The organism is Kitasatospora sp. NRRL B-11411 (assembly GCF_000721345.1).
Taxonomy (GTDB): Bacteria; Actinomycetota; Actinomycetes; order Streptomycetales; family Streptomycetaceae; genus Kitasatospora; species Kitasatospora cineracea.
On the sequence record NZ_JOGH01000013.1, the window covers coordinates 101,531 to 115,414 of the forward strand.

The following is a 13,884-nucleotide window of genomic DNA, read 5'->3' on the forward strand; positions in this document are numbered from 1 at the left end:
TGCGCGGCGGAAGAGGCTTCGACGGCGCGTCACCGGTCGGAAGGGGACGCCGCGCTCGGGCGCGGCAGCAGGGCCTCGCCCCGTGGAGCGGGGCAGGGCTGGTCACCCGACGTCGGGGAGGTGGTGCCTCGTGGTCGCGGCGGTCGGGCCTTCGGGGTGGTGCGGGGTCAGGCCGCCATCGGGGTGGCGTCGGCGGCCACAGCGGTCAGGCGCCCGGTGGCGAGGTCCAGCTCGTGGACATTGCGGGGGTCGAGGCCGGGGAAGCACTGGACGATCCAGCGGGCTGCGGCCTGACGGTAGGCGAGCGGCTGGGGCACGGCCCGGCCCTGGGCGTCGAATACGCCGGCGGTGCGGGGGTAGCCGGCCGATCCGGTGTCCAGGCGCACGACGGCGGCGTCGGGGTCGAGGAGGCTGGCGAGGATCTCGACGAAGGAGGCCGGGGCGGTGGCGATCTCGGTGATGTCCGGTCGCGAGGGCGACCCGACTGTACCCGTGTAGGTGGGCATGGGAGACTCCTGGGCAGGTGGAGCAGATCGGCCGCGTGGTGGAAACAGGCTGGCCGGCTGCTTCGGACGTGTTCCGCGGCCTCGGCGGGTGGCATCAGGGAGCTGGAATCTCCCGGAGGCCCGCCGAGGACGGCCCGTGGACGCGGGCCCGCGCAGCGATCTGCCGCTCGTTCCCCCCTCGCCGATCACTGCGCCACAGGGCCAAACACACCCCCTGACCAGGCAATCGACAGTTAACTGTCCGTCGGGTGCGATCAACGTACACCAAAAAGTCGGCCATGGGGATAGTTAACTGTCGATCGAGATGTGCATCCGGGCACCATCGGGCACTAAAGTGTCTGCGTGGGACGATCTGACACGGAGGAGCACCGATGACCGAGGCCGCGAGAGAGGGCGTGGCGCGGATCGCCGCGACCTTCAACTACCTGCTGGAGCACCGCCACCCCGAGGGGCGGGGGCCCTACTCGATCCCCGAGATCTCCGCGGGCACGGGCATCAGCGAGAGCACGCTCAAGGGCATGAAGGGGGGCGGGAACGACAACCCCAAGATCAACACCCTGGTCGCGGTCGCGAAGTTCTTCGACGTGCCGCCCGACATCTGGGTGACCGACAAGCCGCTGGCCGAGGTCCTGATCGACCGCGACCTCCACAACGCCATGCGAGACGCCGGCATCGAGTCGATCGCCCTGCGCAGCAGGGACCTGACCCCGGAGAACCGCAAGCTGGTCGCGGACATGATCACCGTCGCGCGCAAGTCCCAGGGCCTCCCCGAGGCGCCGAGCGCCTCCTGAAACCCACGCGCCCTCCGGGCGCTTCACTTTTCAACGGAATCTATGCGCATAGACTCGACCGCCGAGTCCGTGCGCATTTCCATATCTCCGCCACGGCACCCACGAAATGCGGGCCGACCAGTGTCACGCGGGAGAATTGAGACACAGATCACGGGGCCATTTGACGTGGGCACGCGGACTCACTTTCGGTAATGAACTAACGCGCCGTCACCTATGCCAGCCCCGAGAACTCGCGCATGCCAACAGGTTGCACGATGCACGCGGGTACGTTCTGTTACGACCTGAAACAAAAGCCGGGCGGCCCGCCGTGCCGTCCTTTGGCCAGGCGAAGATCATTAACACAAACGATCTTCACCGTATGCCTACGATCGTCCCCGTCACGACCACGGTGCAGGCCGTCGCCATGAGTGCAGATCGGCCTTCAAGATCGTTTTAGGAGGGGATTGTGTATGCGGCCTGCGAGGACCGCCTCAGCGCCCTCTTCCCCCTACTGCCTCACCGTTTCACCGAGGAAGAGCTGGTCCAGGCAGTCTCCACGCTGATCGGCCGCCCCATCGTCGTAGAACCACGCGACATGAAGGGGAATTTCGCCTGCGGTCTCCGAGAGAGGTATTCGGACCGCGAGGTCATCTCTTATGAGATAACCGCGTCACCGCTTCACCGAATCCAGATCATCGCCCATGAACTCGGCCACATCCTCTGCGGCCACCCGGGCTCGATCAGGCTCGCCGATATTCCATCGGACGAGGAATTGGCCGACATGACCGACTGGTCCATCCTCGGCGTTTCCGCCCGCACGTCCTACGAGTCGAAGGACGAGCAGGAGGCCGAGCTGATGGCCTCCCTCCTCATCCAGCGGATGTATCGCGCGACCGTGATGCCCGCACAGCGCCCCACCGCCGCCGACGAGCGGTGGAACGCGATGTTCACCTGACCGAAAGAACAACCACCCATGATCCGCCTCATTACGCTCGGACTCCCTGCCCTCCTTGTGGCAGCCGCCCTGTTCTGGATCCGCCCGCGCCGGAACGGCCAGGCCCGGCCGGCGCATTCCGGCAGCACCATCACGATGCTGCTCGCCTGGGCAGTTGCCATCGTGGGATTCCACCCCGGCGTGCAGGACGCGGCGGACGGCGTCACCCGCGACCTCGCGAAGTTGGTCAGCAACGTGCTGATGCTCGTCGCGAGCGTCAGCGTCGTCTCCTGGCTCATGGCCCTCAACCACGAGAAGACCGAGGCCCGCAGACGGCTCCGGCCCCGACTCGCCGTCCTGGCCGCGGCGGTCACCGTGATGACGGCCTCCTTCTTCGCGGTCCCCGCAGACCGCCGTTGGAGCAGCGAGTTCACGAACACCCACTGGGGCCAGGCCCCTGCGCTCCTGCACGTCTACACCCTCGCCTACGTGCTGGTCATGGGCCACGCCACCTACGACTGCCTCGCCCAGACCTGGCGCCGCAGCAGCCAGTCGCCCTGGCGGGTCCACCGTGCCGGACTTCGTGCCGCCGCGATCGGCTGCTTCTTCGTCCTGCTCTACCTGGCCTACAAGGTGGTCAACGCCGGAGCCTCGATCGCCGGCGTCGAGCTCTTCCCGGGCGGCCCCCGCTGCACCAGCCTCGTCACCCCGTACCGCTGCGCGTTCTCGTTCACCGCGCCCCTGGTCGGCGTGCTGCTGATCACCGCCGGCCTCACCGTCCCGGCCCTCCTGTGGCCGGCCGCCAAGATGCTGCGCCGACGGTGGGAGCGCAAGACCGCCCAGGACCTTCTGCCGCTGTGGACGGACCTGACCGCGGTGCGCCCGCAGGTCGTCCTGCGCGCCGTCGTCATCGAGACCGACCCGGACGTCGTCCTGCACCGCCGAGTGGTGGAGGTCTGCGACGGCATCCTCGACCTTGACCCCTACCGCTCACCCGCGATCGAACGGCTGGCCACCGACGCCGTCGCCCGCCGCGGCCAGGATGGCACCCCGACCGGTGCGGCGATCATCGAGGCGGCCGTCGTCGCCGCGGCGATCGAGGCGGCCCGCAGCGGCGCCCGGCCCCAGCAGGCTCCCACCCGCCAGGCCACCGGCGAGTCCGCCCGCGCGGGAGACCTCCGCGCCGAGGCCCTGTGGCTACGCTCGGTCTCCCAGCAGTACGCGACCTCCGACATCGTCCGCACCGCCGTGGCCGTCCAGCGGCAAGCGGCGCCCACTGCGACTGCGGCCTAGGGACCGACCATGGCATCGCCCTTCACCGACCCGGCGTTCTACGCCGACCGCTACCCCACCTACACCGCCTTGCGGACCTCCTCCCCGATCCTGCAGGTGTCGCTGGACGGCGGGACCTCCACCTCGGCCGTCGTCACCGGCTACGACGAGGCCCGGAAGGCGTTCACCGCACCGCTGTCCAAGGACGCCGGCGCCTACTTCGCGGACAGGCCCTCGGGACGGTCGCTCCACCCTGCCATCGCCCGCACCATGCTCACCGTCGACCCGCCCGAACACACCCGGCTGCGCCGACTGGTGACGAAGGCGTTCACCCCGGCCAGGGTGGACGGGCTGCGCCCGTACATCCGCGCCCTCGCCGAGCAGCTGGTCGGGAACTGGGAGAGCGGCACCGAGCTCGACCTCGTCGAGGAACTGGCCGGCCCGCTGCCGGTCACCGTCATCTGCCAGCTCCTCGGCGTACCGACGACCGACAGGGACTCGATCAGGGCCTGGTCAACCGACCTGTTCGCCACCGGCGACCACCAGCGGATCGACGCGGCCTCCCACGCCCTGGCCGGATACATGGCCGGGCTGATCGAAGCCAAGCGCGCCCACCCGGACCGCTCGCTGCTCTCCGACCTGATCTCGGTCCACGACCAGGACGAGGACCGGCTCAGCGAGGACGAGCTGCTCTCGCTCGCCGTGCTGCTCCTGGTCGCCGGCCACGAGACCACCACCGCGGCGATCGGCAACTCCGTGCTGGCGCTGCTCCAGCACCCCGCCGAACTGGAGCACCTGCGCACCAGCCCGCACTGCATCGCCGACGCCGTCGACGAGCTGCTGCGGTACGACTCCCCGGTCAGCATCGCCACGTGGCGATGGGCACCCGAGGATGTCGAACTCGCCGAGGCCACCGTGCCCGCCGGCAGCCCGGTCTTCGTGTGCCCGGGCGCGGCCAACCGCGACCCGGCGAAGTTCCCCGACCCCGACCGGCTTGACCTCGGCCGCGCGAACGCGGGCAGCCACCTGGCCTTCGGCCACGGGATCCACCGGTGCCTGGGTGCACCGCTGGCCAGCGCGGAGGTCGAGATCGTGCTCTCCGTCCTGCTGGCGCACTCCCCCGGCCTTCGGCTGGCCGTCCCGGCCGACCAGCTCGTCTGGCGGCAGTCCCGGCTGGTCCGCGGTCTGGTCTCCCTGCCGGTGCACGTCTAGGTGCCGGCGTGTGCGGGGGTGGGGCTTCCTCCTCGCCCCCGCACACGGGTCACACCGGGCTCACACCGGTCGCAAGCGTTAGCCCAGGTCAAGCAGGGTCGCTGGTCTGCCCACGCGCCCGACAGCGGGCCCTACGCGGCCTCGGCCGTCCCGGTGGCCATCGCCGCCCGGACCTTGGCCAGCCCTCTGGCCGTCGTCCGCGCCCGCGCCTCGTCCGGACCGCTCTGGCGGCGAGTTCCCGAGCACGCCGGGCACAGGCCCGGCTTCGGCAGCGGATCCCGGCACTCCTCGCACTCGGCGAGGCGTCGGCGCGGCGGCGCGTCCAGGCACTGCGACGGCGGCATCTTGCGCTCGAGACGGCTCTGCACCACCTTGGCCGGCGAGTAGATCACGCCGGGCAGTCCGGCCAGCAGCGCCTCGCGCAGCCCTTCTTCCGAGCCTCCCCGGTCCAGCCACGCCCGCACCAGCGGTGCGAGGGCCGCCGCTTCGGCCTGCCCGAGCGGCAGTCTGCGCTCGGGCCGGACTGCCCGCAGGAGGACCGCAGCCGCCGCCCGAGTCTCCTCGTCGGCCTCCTGCCCACCGTAGGCGGTCGTTCGGGAGTCGGGTTCGTCCCCCCGCCCTCCCTTCTCCTCCTCGGGCCGCGATCCGGGCGGCTCCTCCGTCTGCGGCACCTCGGCGACAGGGAGGGAGGGTTCTTTCACCAGGTACTTTCCAAGAAGGGCGTCAGGATCACCGCACTCCGGTCCACCGGACGCCGGTATGTCGGCACCCGGCAGCATCGGCCGCTGCGGGACGTCGAAGAGATGCGCCTCGGAGCGGAGGCGGCCGTTCGGCAGCCGCACCACGTCCACCCGGTAGTACCCCCACGCCCGAAGCTCGTCGAGCGCGTCCTCCACCGTCTTCCGGCCCTGCGGACTGGAGTCCGCCATCTGCCGACAGGTCTCACGCCACTCCTCCGGCCGCGAGATCAGATCGACGAACAGACCCTTGGCGGTGTAGGAGATGGCGCGGTTCTGCGCCAGAGCGTTCGGGATGATCACGAAGTTCGACGGGTGGGGGCTGCGGTGGATACGCAGGGAGGGCCTCCTCGTTCCTTGGCCGGGCCTGCCCCGACCGAAGGGACGACGGACCATAGCCGCGAACCGTCCGCAAGTGAAGCCGACACCGAGCGACCTTGATCACACCGGACGAAAGCGTGTATAACGCCCTGCCCTGTATCTGCCACCAGCGGTGTCGACGTGGGCGCACGCGGCAGCCCGTCTTCCGTCAGTACCTCTAATTCGTGGCGGTGTTGAGGACGTCGGCGGCCCACTGGTAGTGGCCGGTGTCGCGGATGTCCGTGTTCTGCTCGGGGTAGAGGTCGCAGCTGAGCAGGGCGATCGTGTGCAGGTAGTCGGCGAGGTCACCGCGCCGGTCGGCGGAGAGGTCTTGGGCGGCGGCGGCCAGCAGCCGGTTGCGGACCTCGACGCGGTCCGGGTCGTACATCCGGTAGAAGGCGCAGGCCCCCGCGAGGTCGTAGAGCGGGTCTCCGAGCAGGGTGAAGGTGCCGAGGTCGATGACGCCGGAGACCTTGTCGTCGGCGACGAGGATGTTGTCCGGGTAGAGGTCGCCGTGGATGACGCCCTCGGGCCCGGTGTAGGGGCGGGCGAGCCGCGCCGTGAGCCGGTCGGTGATGTGGTCGACGGCCGGGACGTCTCGGCGAAGGTCGGCGAGGACCTTGGGGAGCTTCTGCGCGAGGAGGCGGCGCAGGAAGGCATGCCAGTCCTCGCCCTGGTGGGCCGGGTCGGGGTCGAGGAGCATGCGCCGGTCGAGCGGGGTGGTCAGGCGAAGGCCGGTGAAGTCGCGGACGGCACCGAGGTAGGTGTCTTCGGTGGCCGGGTCGGTGAGGTCGAGGGCGTCGCCCATCGGGGCGCCGGGCAGGCGGGTCTCGGTGACGGCCAGCAGGGGGCCGTGCTGCTCGATGCTGTGGATCTCGGGCAGGGCGAAGGGGACGCTGGCGCGGTCGAAGCGCCGGTAGAGGTCGGCGATGGTCTCCAGCGCACCGAGCTGGTCGGGGTCGGCGTAGACCTTGAGGACCTGGGCGTGGCTGAGGGCGTAGACACGGGCCTCGGTGCCGGCGGCGATCAGGTCGCCGGGGGTGAGTCCGCAGGCTTCGAGGAGGGCGTTCTCGGCATCGGCGGTGATGCTGTTGGCGTCTCGGCGGGTGATCACGGCGTGCTCCGGGTGATGGCGGCGTTAACGACGGTGGGCTTCTCGGGACTTACGGGGAGTACGCCTTGGAACCGAGCCGCGACGGACAGTGTCCGTTCCACCGTAGGCTGAGGGGTCTTCAGAGAACAGGTGCCACGGTCGATGGGAGACGGGTATGGGGCTCAACGGGCAGGACAGACCGCTGCGGCTGATCGTGACTGGCGGCGGCACGGGCGGGCACACCTACCCGGCGCTGACTGCCGTGCGGGCGCTGCAGGAGCGGCTGGCCGAGCGCGGCCGGACCGCGGAGGTGCTGTGGATCGGCACCGCCGCCGGCCTGGAGGCTCGGGTCGCCCCGGCGGAGGGCATCCGGTTCGAGCCGGTCGCCACCGGCAAGGTCCGACGCTCCTCCAACCCGATCAAGATGATCTCCCCAGCGAACGTGCGGGACATGGGCCGGGTGCCGCTGGGCGCGGTGCAGGCCCGGTCACTGATCACGGAGTTCGCGCCGGACGTGGTGCTGGCCACCGGTGGGTACGTGGCGGTGCCGGTCGGGCTGGCGGCGCGCTCGTGCGGGGTGCCGCTGGTGGTGCATGAGCAGACGGTGCGGCTCGGGCTGGCGAACAAGGTCCTGGCCCGCGCGGCGACCCGGGTCGCCGTCTCCTCGGAGTCCACCCTGCCGCTGCTGCCGGAGTCCGCGCGCAGCACCGCCGTGGTAACCGGGAACCCGGTGCGCCCCGCGGTGCTGAACGGGCAGGCCGACAAGGCGGTCACCGCCCTGGGCCTGCATGGCTTCGACCGGTCGCTGCCGACGGTGTACGTCACCGGCGGCGCGCAGGGCTCGGTGCAGATCAACACCCTGGTGGCGGAGGTCCTGCCGTGGCTCCTGGAGCACGCCAACGTGATCCACCAGTGCGGCCCCGCCAACGAGGCGGCGCTGCGCGGGGTCGCGGAGACGCTGCCACCGCACCTGGGGGCTCGCTACCTGTTGACCGGCTACATGGGGGCGGAGTTGCCGGACGTGCTGGCGCTGGCGGACGTGGTGGTCAGCCGTAGCGGCGCCGGGACGCTCGCGGAGCTGACCGCGCTCGGTAAGGCTGCGGTGTTCATCCCGCTGCCCACCTCGGCGGGCAACGAGCAGGCCCACAACGCCGTCCACCTCCAGGAGGCCGGCGCGGCCGTCGCCCTAGTCGGCGACGTCACGGCGGACGCCCTGCGGGAAGCGCTGGCCCCGCTGCTCGCCGACCCCGCACGGCGCGGCGCAATGGCGGCCCGCTCCCGCGAGCACGGCCGCCCGGACGCGGCCCGGCGCCTGGTCGACGTGGTGCTCGACGCTGCCGGCCGCTGAACCCGAACGGCCCGGGTGCCCGCCCGTTGAGCGAGGCGGGCACCGGGGCCGTCGGGTGTGCGGTCAGTGCAGGTGGTGTGCGGCTCCCGCTTCGATGAGCAGGGCGCAGGCCGTGAACTCGGCGGCGGGGCGGCCCATCGGGTCGGGGACGTCGCGGTCGTGGTCGAGGTAGAGGCGGATCTCGGCGGTGGTGTCGGGGCTGGCGATGCCGCGGAGCTGTTCCAGGACGGAGTGGTCCATGGCGAGGACGAGGTCGGCCCAGTTGATCAGCTCGCGGGTGACCTGCTGGGGCCGGTGGTCGGCGAGGTCGTAGCCGAGGGCGGAGGCGGCGGCGGTCATCTCGGGGTGGGCCTGGTCCCACTTGTCGATCAGTCCGGCGGAGCGGACCTCGACCGCGTCGCCGCCGAGGTCGGCGAGGATGCGACCGCCCAGCGGGCTGCGGCAGTAGTTGCCGAGGCAGACGACGAGGATGCGCCGGGGCGCGGCAGGGGCGGTCATCGGGTGTCTCCGGTGGTCAGGGCCTCGCGCAGCGCGGCGACGGTGCGGTGGACGTCATCCTCGGTGAGGTGCTGGTGGAACGGCAGGGTGAGGATGCGCCCGGCGAGCTGTTCGGTGGCCGGCAGCGACCGGGTCCAGCGGCTGAAGGCGGGCTGGAGGTGGTTGGGCGGGTAGTGGACGCCGACGCCGATGCCCGCGTCGCGCATCTCGGCCCAGACGCGGTCGCGGTCGGGGACCGTGACGACGCACAGGTGCGGGACGGAGCGCTCGACGTCGACGTCGACCAGCTCGACGCCGGGCAGGCCGGCCAGCGCGTCGCGGTAGGTGCGCCACAGTCCGCGGCGCACGGTGGCGGCCTCCTCGAAGTGGGCGAGCTGCGCGGTGCCGATCGCTGCGTTCAGGGCGGACAGCGGGTAGCGGAACCCGGCGGCGGTGACCTGGTAGGTGGTGGAGGCGGCGCGGTCGGCGGCGGATTCCACCATGCCGAGCAGCCGCAGGGTGCGCAGCCGGTCGGCCTCCTCGGGGCTGCGGGGGACGACCGCGCCGCCCTGGCCGCAGGTGAGGTTCTTGATCGGCCCGAAGGAGAAGCAGGTCAGGTACCCGCTCGCCCCGACCTTGTGGCCGTCGCGGTCGTGGGAGCCGAAGGCGTGGGCGGCGTCCTCCACGACGGCGATCCCGCGCTGGTCGAGCAGGTCGGCGATCGGGGTGAGGTCGACGGCCCGGCCGCCGAACAGCACGGGCATCACCGCGCTGGTGCGCTCGGTCAGTGCCTGGCGCAGCAGGTCGGGGGTGGTGCACATCGTGGCCTGGTCGACGTCCACGAACCGGGGCTCGGCCCCGGCGGAGAGGATCGCCTGCACGGAGGCGCAGAACGTCATCGACGGCACCAGTACCTCGTCGCCCGCGCCGACGCCGGCGGCGACCAGCGCGGCGTGCAGGGCCGCGGTCCCGGAGGAGACCGCCACCACCTCCCGCACGCCGAGGAAGTCGGCGACCTGCTGCTCGAACGTCTCGGTGACGTCGCTGTGCCCGTACTGGCCGCTCGCCAGGACCTCGGCGATCGCCCCGAGCTCGGGGCCGTACAGGTAGGGGGTGGCGTTGCGCTCGACGCCGGGCCGGGCGGGGGTGGTGGTGGCGAGGGTCACTGCTGCTCCTGGAGGGCTCGGAGGGTGGAGGCGTCGCCGGCGGTCAGCGTCTCGGTGTACTTGGTGAGGAACACGTCGTCCCGGTAGGCGAGGCGGTCGTGGTCGACGGCTTGGCCGAACAGGCCGTTGACGGCCTGGCCGATCAGGTCGGCGCCGGCGGCCTCGGCGAGCGCGAACCCGCCGGCCACCCGGACGTTGACCTCGGTGATGACCACCGGCGCCGGGCCTCGGTCGGTGATGAAGCCCTGTACGCAGCTGAGTCCTGCCGCGCCGACGGCCGCCAGGGTGCGGCGGACCTGCTCGGCCACCCGCTCGTCGTGGAAGGTGACCGCGACGGCTGCGAGGCCGGCCTTCACCAGGCTGCGCCGGCGCAGCACCAGCGAAGCGCGGCCGGCCCGGTCGACGAGGCAGTCCGCGGTGAACTCCTCGCCGTGGACACGCTCCTGGACGAGCGGGTCGGGGACCAGCTCGCACAGCACCCGTGCCTGCTCCGCGGTGGCGGGGAAGTGGACGTGTTGCGCGCCGTGGCCGCCGCGCGGCTTGACCACCAGTTCGGTCCCGTCGGGGATCTGGTCGAGTTGGTCGGGCAGCCAGCTGCGCGGTGTCGGCACCTCGCAGTCGGTCAGCACGCGGTGGAAGGCTGCCTTGTCGAGGCAGGAGTGCACCGCCTCGGCGGTGGGCAGCCACACGCGGACGCCGGCTGCGGCCAAGGCGCGGCGGGCGCGCAGGACGGGCGGCAGGTCGGGTTCGATGCCGACGATCAGGGCGTCGGCGTCGGTGTTCCGGCACAGCTGCAGCAGGGCCGCGCTGTATCGGGGGTCGTCGGCGCGCGGGGTGACGCGGGCGGTGACGTCGGGCAGGAGCAGGCCGGGGGCGAGGGGCTGGGCGTCCGTGGCGATGACGTGGTGGCCCAGGTTCTGGAGGCTGCGGGCGAGGTCGAAGCCGGGGTTGGCGCCGACGCCGGTGACGACGATCCGCCGTCCCTCGCCCGTGCCCGCCGCCGTGGTGTCGGTGGAGGTCATCGCGGTCACAACCCGGCCGGGGCGAGGTCGGCGGCGAGCGGGGCGGTGTGCTGCCAGAAGGCCGGGTTGGCGCGATACCAGGCGACCGTCGCGGCCAGGCCGGGTTCGAGGTCGTGGGTGGGCTGGTAGCCAAGGTGGGCGATCTTCGACCAGTCCATCGCGTACCGGCGGTCGTTGGCGGTGCGGTCGGGCACGTGCTGCAGCATGGAGCGGTCCGCACCGAGGATCCCGAGCAGCAGGGTGGCGAGCTGGTTGGTCGTGAGGTCGTGGCCGCCGCCGATGTTGTAGACCTCGCCTGGCACGCCCTGGTCGAGGACGAGTTCGATGCCGGCGCAGTTGTCCTCGACGTGCAGCCAGTTGCGCTGGTGCCCGCCGTCGCCGTGTACGGTCACCGCCCGGCCCTGAAGCAGGCTGCTGACGAACCTGGGGATCACCTTCTCCGGGTACTGGCGGGGCCCGTAGTTGTTGGACGAGCGGGTGATGCACACCGGCACGCCGTACGTCTCGAAGAAGGAGCGGGCGACCAGGTCGCCGGCTGCCTTGGAGGCCGCGTAGGGGATGCTCGGCGCGAGCGGCCACAGCTCGGTCGCAGCCCCGGTCTCCAGCGACCCGTACACCTCGTCGGTGGAGACATGGACGAACCGGCACACCCCGGCCCGGCGTGCGGCCTCCAGGAGCGTGTGGGTGCCGGCCACGTTGGTGGCGATGAACCGTCCGGCGTCCAGGAGCGAACGGTCGACGTGCGACTCCGCCGCGAAGTTCACCACGGCCTCGTGGCGGCCCACCAGCTGCCCGACCAGGTGGGCGTCGAGGATGTTCCCGTGCACGAACTCGCAGCGGCCCGAGCCGCGGGCGAGTTCCAGGTTGGCGAGGTTGCCCGCGTAGGTGAGCGCGTCGAGCACCGTCACGTGCTCCACGTCGTCCCGGCGGAGCAGGCGGTCCACGAAATGCGAGCCGATGAAACCGGCTCCGCCGGTGACAAGAACTTTCATCGAGATCCATCCCCTCTCGTACAACGGAGTTGGTCTGGGGCCGCGGCTGCTCGGCAGGCCGGTCGGTCGGTGTTTGCCGCGTTGCCCGGCCGGACCCCTGATGCGCCAACTACGCTAGGAATCAGGCATTGCGGGAAACACTCACCGGCAGTACGGGTAGCCGCGCCCTTCGCCGGCGGCAGTACCGCGCGGATGCACAACGACACACCCTCTGGCCGCCGGCGGGCAGAGGCGGACGCCGCGAGCTTCGTGAACTCCGCGGCGTAGGCGTGAAAGCCGCGAATATGCGCGAAGGAGGGGCTCCGTGTCCGCGAAAGCGCCGCCAGCCGGTCTGGTCTCCGGCTACCTGCTGCGTCTGGCCCGCGAGAGCATCCCGCGGACCCAGGAGGGGCTGGCGGAGGACCTGGGCGTCGATGTCGGCACCGTGCAGGGCTGGGAGTCCGGCCGTCGCCCGCTGACGCATACCCGCGCCGGCGACTACCTGGACCTGCGCCGACGCCTGGCCCTGCTGGGAGCCGACCCGATGCTGCTCGCGCACAGCGGCGCGGCGCTGGACGCCGACCGCGTCCTGGCCGCTGTCCTCGACCCGCCTGCCGAGGCTGGCCGCCACCCGCTGGCGGGGTGGGTACAACCCCGGGACTCCGCCCTGCTGGTCGCCTGGGCGCTGCGTGGCACGCCGCCGCCGGCACTGGCCACCGTCGCTTCACGGCCCAGGCGCGGCCCGGCCCGCCCCGGCCCTCTGCTGCCCGCGGACGACCGCGCCCGCTTCTTCGCCAACCTGCGCACCACCGCCGAGCGCGCCACGGCGGACGGGCACGGCGGCCTGCTGCACCGTCAAGCCCTCTACCTCGCCTCCTACGACACCGCGCCCGATGCCGCCGCCTGGTCGGAGCAGGCGCTGCGCGGTATGCGGCCCGCGCTCGGCCGGCGCGGCTACAGCGCACGTTCGATCGAGGCGCGTACCGTCGCCACCGTCGCCGCGCGCCAGGGCGATCCGGACCAGCTGCGGCACTTCATCTCCACCGCGCTGCTGGACGACGAGCGGGGCGAACTGGCGAATCTGTCCTACTGGGCGCTATGGCTGGGCGCGATGCCTGCCGACCAGACCGACGACAGTTTCATGCACCACCCGGATCCGGCGTCTTGGGATCCGATCCGCCTCTTCCGCGCCCTCGTCTCCTCGTTCCACCTCGCGCCCGGCACGGTCGACCTGTACGTGCACTCGATCAGCACTCTGCTGAACCTGCACCCGTGGCTGCCGCACGCAGCACCGGATGCCGCCCAGTCGTTCGACACGTTCACGGCCGAACTCCTCGACGGAAGTCTCATCTCCGCGACGTCCCGGCACGACCTGAACCGCCTGCGCTACGGTCGGGACGACGGGTGACATGCGATCAGGAGGACCCTGTGGTGCAGCTCGACGGTGAACAGGCAGCGGGCGTCGCCCGTCTTCTCTTCGAGGCCGGCTCCCTTCGTGCGCTGCCCCGCACCGGCTGGCGGCAGGACGGCATCCCGCTGTCCGCCACCGAGACCGTCACGGAGCACAGCCACCGCACCGCCGTGATCGCCGCCACCCTCGCCGCCCTGGAGGGGGCCGACCCGGCCCGCACCACCCTGCTGGCAACCCTCCACGACGTCCCCGAGGCCCGCACCGGTGACCTCACCCCGCTCACCCGCCGGTACGTGACCGCCGCCGACCCTCGCAAGGTCACGGCCGACCAGACCGCGGCGGCCCATCCGGTCGTCCAGGCCCTCTTCGCCGATGTGATCGCCGAGTTCGAGGACGGCACCACCCCCGAGGCCCGCTGTGCCAAGGACGCCGACAAATTGGACTGCCTGCTGCGCGCCGTCGAGTACCGAGCCGCCGGCATCCCCGCGGTGCAGGGCAAGATCGACCGCTGCCGTGCTGCCCTCACGACCGCTTCGGCCCAGCAGATCGCCGACGCTGCGCTCGTGCTCGACCCCACCGACTGGCAGTCCGCGTCGGCATGACGG

Annotated in this window: 14 protein-coding genes; 7 read left to right on the forward strand and 7 right to left on the reverse strand. The window is 71.7% G+C overall.

Annotated elements, in window-relative coordinates:
- Positions 1–167: 167 nt before the first annotated feature.
- Positions 168–506: a hypothetical protein gene (locus tag IH44_RS0109300; protein ID WP_030458965.1), complete on the reverse strand. Its 339-nt coding sequence runs from the start codon at positions 504–506 to the stop codon at positions 168–170.
- A gap of 371 nt (positions 507–877) precedes the next feature.
- Between IH44_RS0109300 and IH44_RS0109305 the strand changes: the two genes are divergently transcribed.
- From IH44_RS0109305 to IH44_RS0109320, 4 genes are all read left to right on the forward strand, one after another.
- The gene (locus tag IH44_RS0109305; RefSeq protein WP_030458966.1) at positions 878–1,297 is read left to right on the forward strand and encodes a helix-turn-helix transcriptional regulator; all 420 of its coding nucleotides are present in this window, start codon (positions 878–880) and stop codon (positions 1,295–1,297) included.
- Between the two features lie 445 nt (positions 1,298–1,742).
- A complete protein-coding gene (locus tag IH44_RS0109310; RefSeq protein WP_051816705.1) occupies positions 1,743–2,231 on the forward strand; it encodes an ImmA/IrrE family metallo-endopeptidase in 489 nt (162 codons plus the stop codon).
- Positions 2,232–2,249: 18 nt separating this feature from the next.
- Positions 2,250–3,503 carry an MAB_1171c family putative transporter gene (locus IH44_RS0109315; protein ID WP_157852230.1) on the forward strand — a complete coding sequence of 418 codons (1,254 nt, stop codon included), beginning with the start codon at positions 2,250–2,252 and terminating at the stop codon, positions 3,501–3,503.
- Positions 3,504–3,512: 9 nt separating this feature from the next.
- The gene (locus IH44_RS0109320; protein WP_030458969.1) at positions 3,513–4,694 is read left to right on the forward strand and encodes a cytochrome P450; all 1,182 of its coding nucleotides are present in this window, start codon (positions 3,513–3,515) and stop codon (positions 4,692–4,694) included.
- A gap of 131 nt (positions 4,695–4,825) precedes the next feature.
- On the opposite strand, the gene IH44_RS0109325 is transcribed toward IH44_RS0109320, so the two are convergent.
- Positions 4,826–5,734: a hypothetical protein gene (locus IH44_RS0109325; protein WP_030458970.1), complete on the reverse strand. Its 909-nt coding sequence runs from the start codon at positions 5,732–5,734 to the stop codon at positions 4,826–4,828.
- A 235-nt stretch (positions 5,735–5,969) separates the two neighbouring features.
- Entirely contained in the window at positions 5,970–6,905 is a 936-nt protein-coding gene (locus tag IH44_RS0109330; protein ID WP_030458971.1) for a phosphotransferase family protein, read from the reverse strand.
- Positions 6,906–7,059: 154 nt separating this feature from the next.
- Between IH44_RS0109330 and IH44_RS0109335 the strand changes: the two genes are divergently transcribed.
- Positions 7,060–8,232, forward strand: coding sequence for a glycosyltransferase (locus IH44_RS0109335; RefSeq protein WP_030458972.1), 1,173 nt, complete (start codon positions 7,060–7,062; stop codon positions 8,230–8,232).
- 63 nt (positions 8,233–8,295) lie between these two features.
- On the opposite strand, the gene IH44_RS0109340 is transcribed toward IH44_RS0109335, so the two are convergent.
- From IH44_RS0109340 to rfbB, 4 genes are read right to left on the reverse strand one after another with little or no spacing between them, the layout of a single operon-like run.
- A complete protein-coding gene (locus IH44_RS0109340) occupies positions 8,296–8,730 on the reverse strand; it encodes a low molecular weight protein-tyrosine-phosphatase (protein ID WP_030458973.1) in 435 nt (144 codons plus the stop codon).
- Positions 8,727–9,875 carry a DegT/DnrJ/EryC1/StrS aminotransferase family protein gene (locus tag IH44_RS0109345; RefSeq protein WP_030458974.1) on the reverse strand — a complete coding sequence of 383 codons (1,149 nt, stop codon included), beginning with the start codon at positions 9,873–9,875 and terminating at the stop codon, positions 8,727–8,729. The genes IH44_RS0109340 and IH44_RS0109345 overlap by 4 nt, the downstream gene beginning before the upstream one ends.
- On the reverse strand, positions 9,872–10,897 hold the full coding sequence (locus IH44_RS0109350; protein ID WP_051816707.1) for an ATP-grasp domain-containing protein: 1,026 nt from the start codon (positions 10,895–10,897) through the stop codon (positions 9,872–9,874). Before IH44_RS0109350 ends, IH44_RS0109345 begins: the two co-directional genes overlap by 4 nt.
- Before the next feature lie 5 nt (positions 10,898–10,902).
- On the reverse strand, positions 10,903–11,889 hold the full coding sequence (rfbB, locus tag IH44_RS0109355) for a dTDP-glucose 4,6-dehydratase (RefSeq protein ID WP_030458976.1): 987 nt from the start codon (positions 11,887–11,889) through the stop codon (positions 10,903–10,905).
- Positions 11,890–12,193: 304 nt separating this feature from the next.
- Between rfbB and IH44_RS0109360 the strand changes: the two genes are divergently transcribed.
- The gene (locus IH44_RS0109360; protein WP_232794878.1) at positions 12,194–13,276 is read left to right on the forward strand and encodes a DNA-binding transcriptional regulator; all 1,083 of its coding nucleotides are present in this window, start codon (positions 12,194–12,196) and stop codon (positions 13,274–13,276) included.
- 23 nt (positions 13,277–13,299) lie between these two features.
- Positions 13,300–13,881, forward strand: a complete 582-nt coding sequence (locus IH44_RS0109365) for an HD family hydrolase (protein ID WP_030458978.1) — start codon at positions 13,300–13,302, stop codon at positions 13,879–13,881.
- The last annotated feature ends 3 nt before the right edge of the window (positions 13,882–13,884 follow it).

Excerpts from the sequence above, each read along its gene's own strand:
- IH44_RS0109350 (WP_051816707.1), bottom strand. The coding sequence starts at position 10,897 with ATGACCTCCACCGACACCACGGCGGCGGGCACGGGCGAGGGACGGCGG.
- IH44_RS0109320 (WP_030458969.1), top strand. The coding sequence starts at position 3,513 with ATGGCATCGCCCTTCACCGACCCGGCGTTCTACGCCGACCGCTACCCC.
- IH44_RS0109305 (WP_030458966.1), top strand. The coding sequence starts at position 878 with ATGACCGAGGCCGCGAGAGAGGGCGTGGCGCGGATCGCCGCGACCTTC.
- rfbB (WP_030458976.1), bottom strand. The coding sequence starts at position 11,889 with ATGAAAGTTCTTGTCACCGGCGGAGCCGGTTTCATCGGCTCGCATTTC.
- IH44_RS0109335 (WP_030458972.1), top strand. The coding sequence starts at position 7,060 with ATGGGGCTCAACGGGCAGGACAGACCGCTGCGGCTGATCGTGACTGGC.
- IH44_RS0109300 (WP_030458965.1), bottom strand. The coding sequence starts at position 506 with ATGCCCACCTACACGGGTACAGTCGGGTCGCCCTCGCGACCGGACATC.
- IH44_RS0109340 (WP_030458973.1), bottom strand. The coding sequence starts at position 8,730 with ATGACCGCCCCTGCCGCGCCCCGGCGCATCCTCGTCGTCTGCCTCGGC.
- IH44_RS0109315 (WP_157852230.1), top strand. The coding sequence starts at position 2,250 with ATGATCCGCCTCATTACGCTCGGACTCCCTGCCCTCCTTGTGGCAGCC.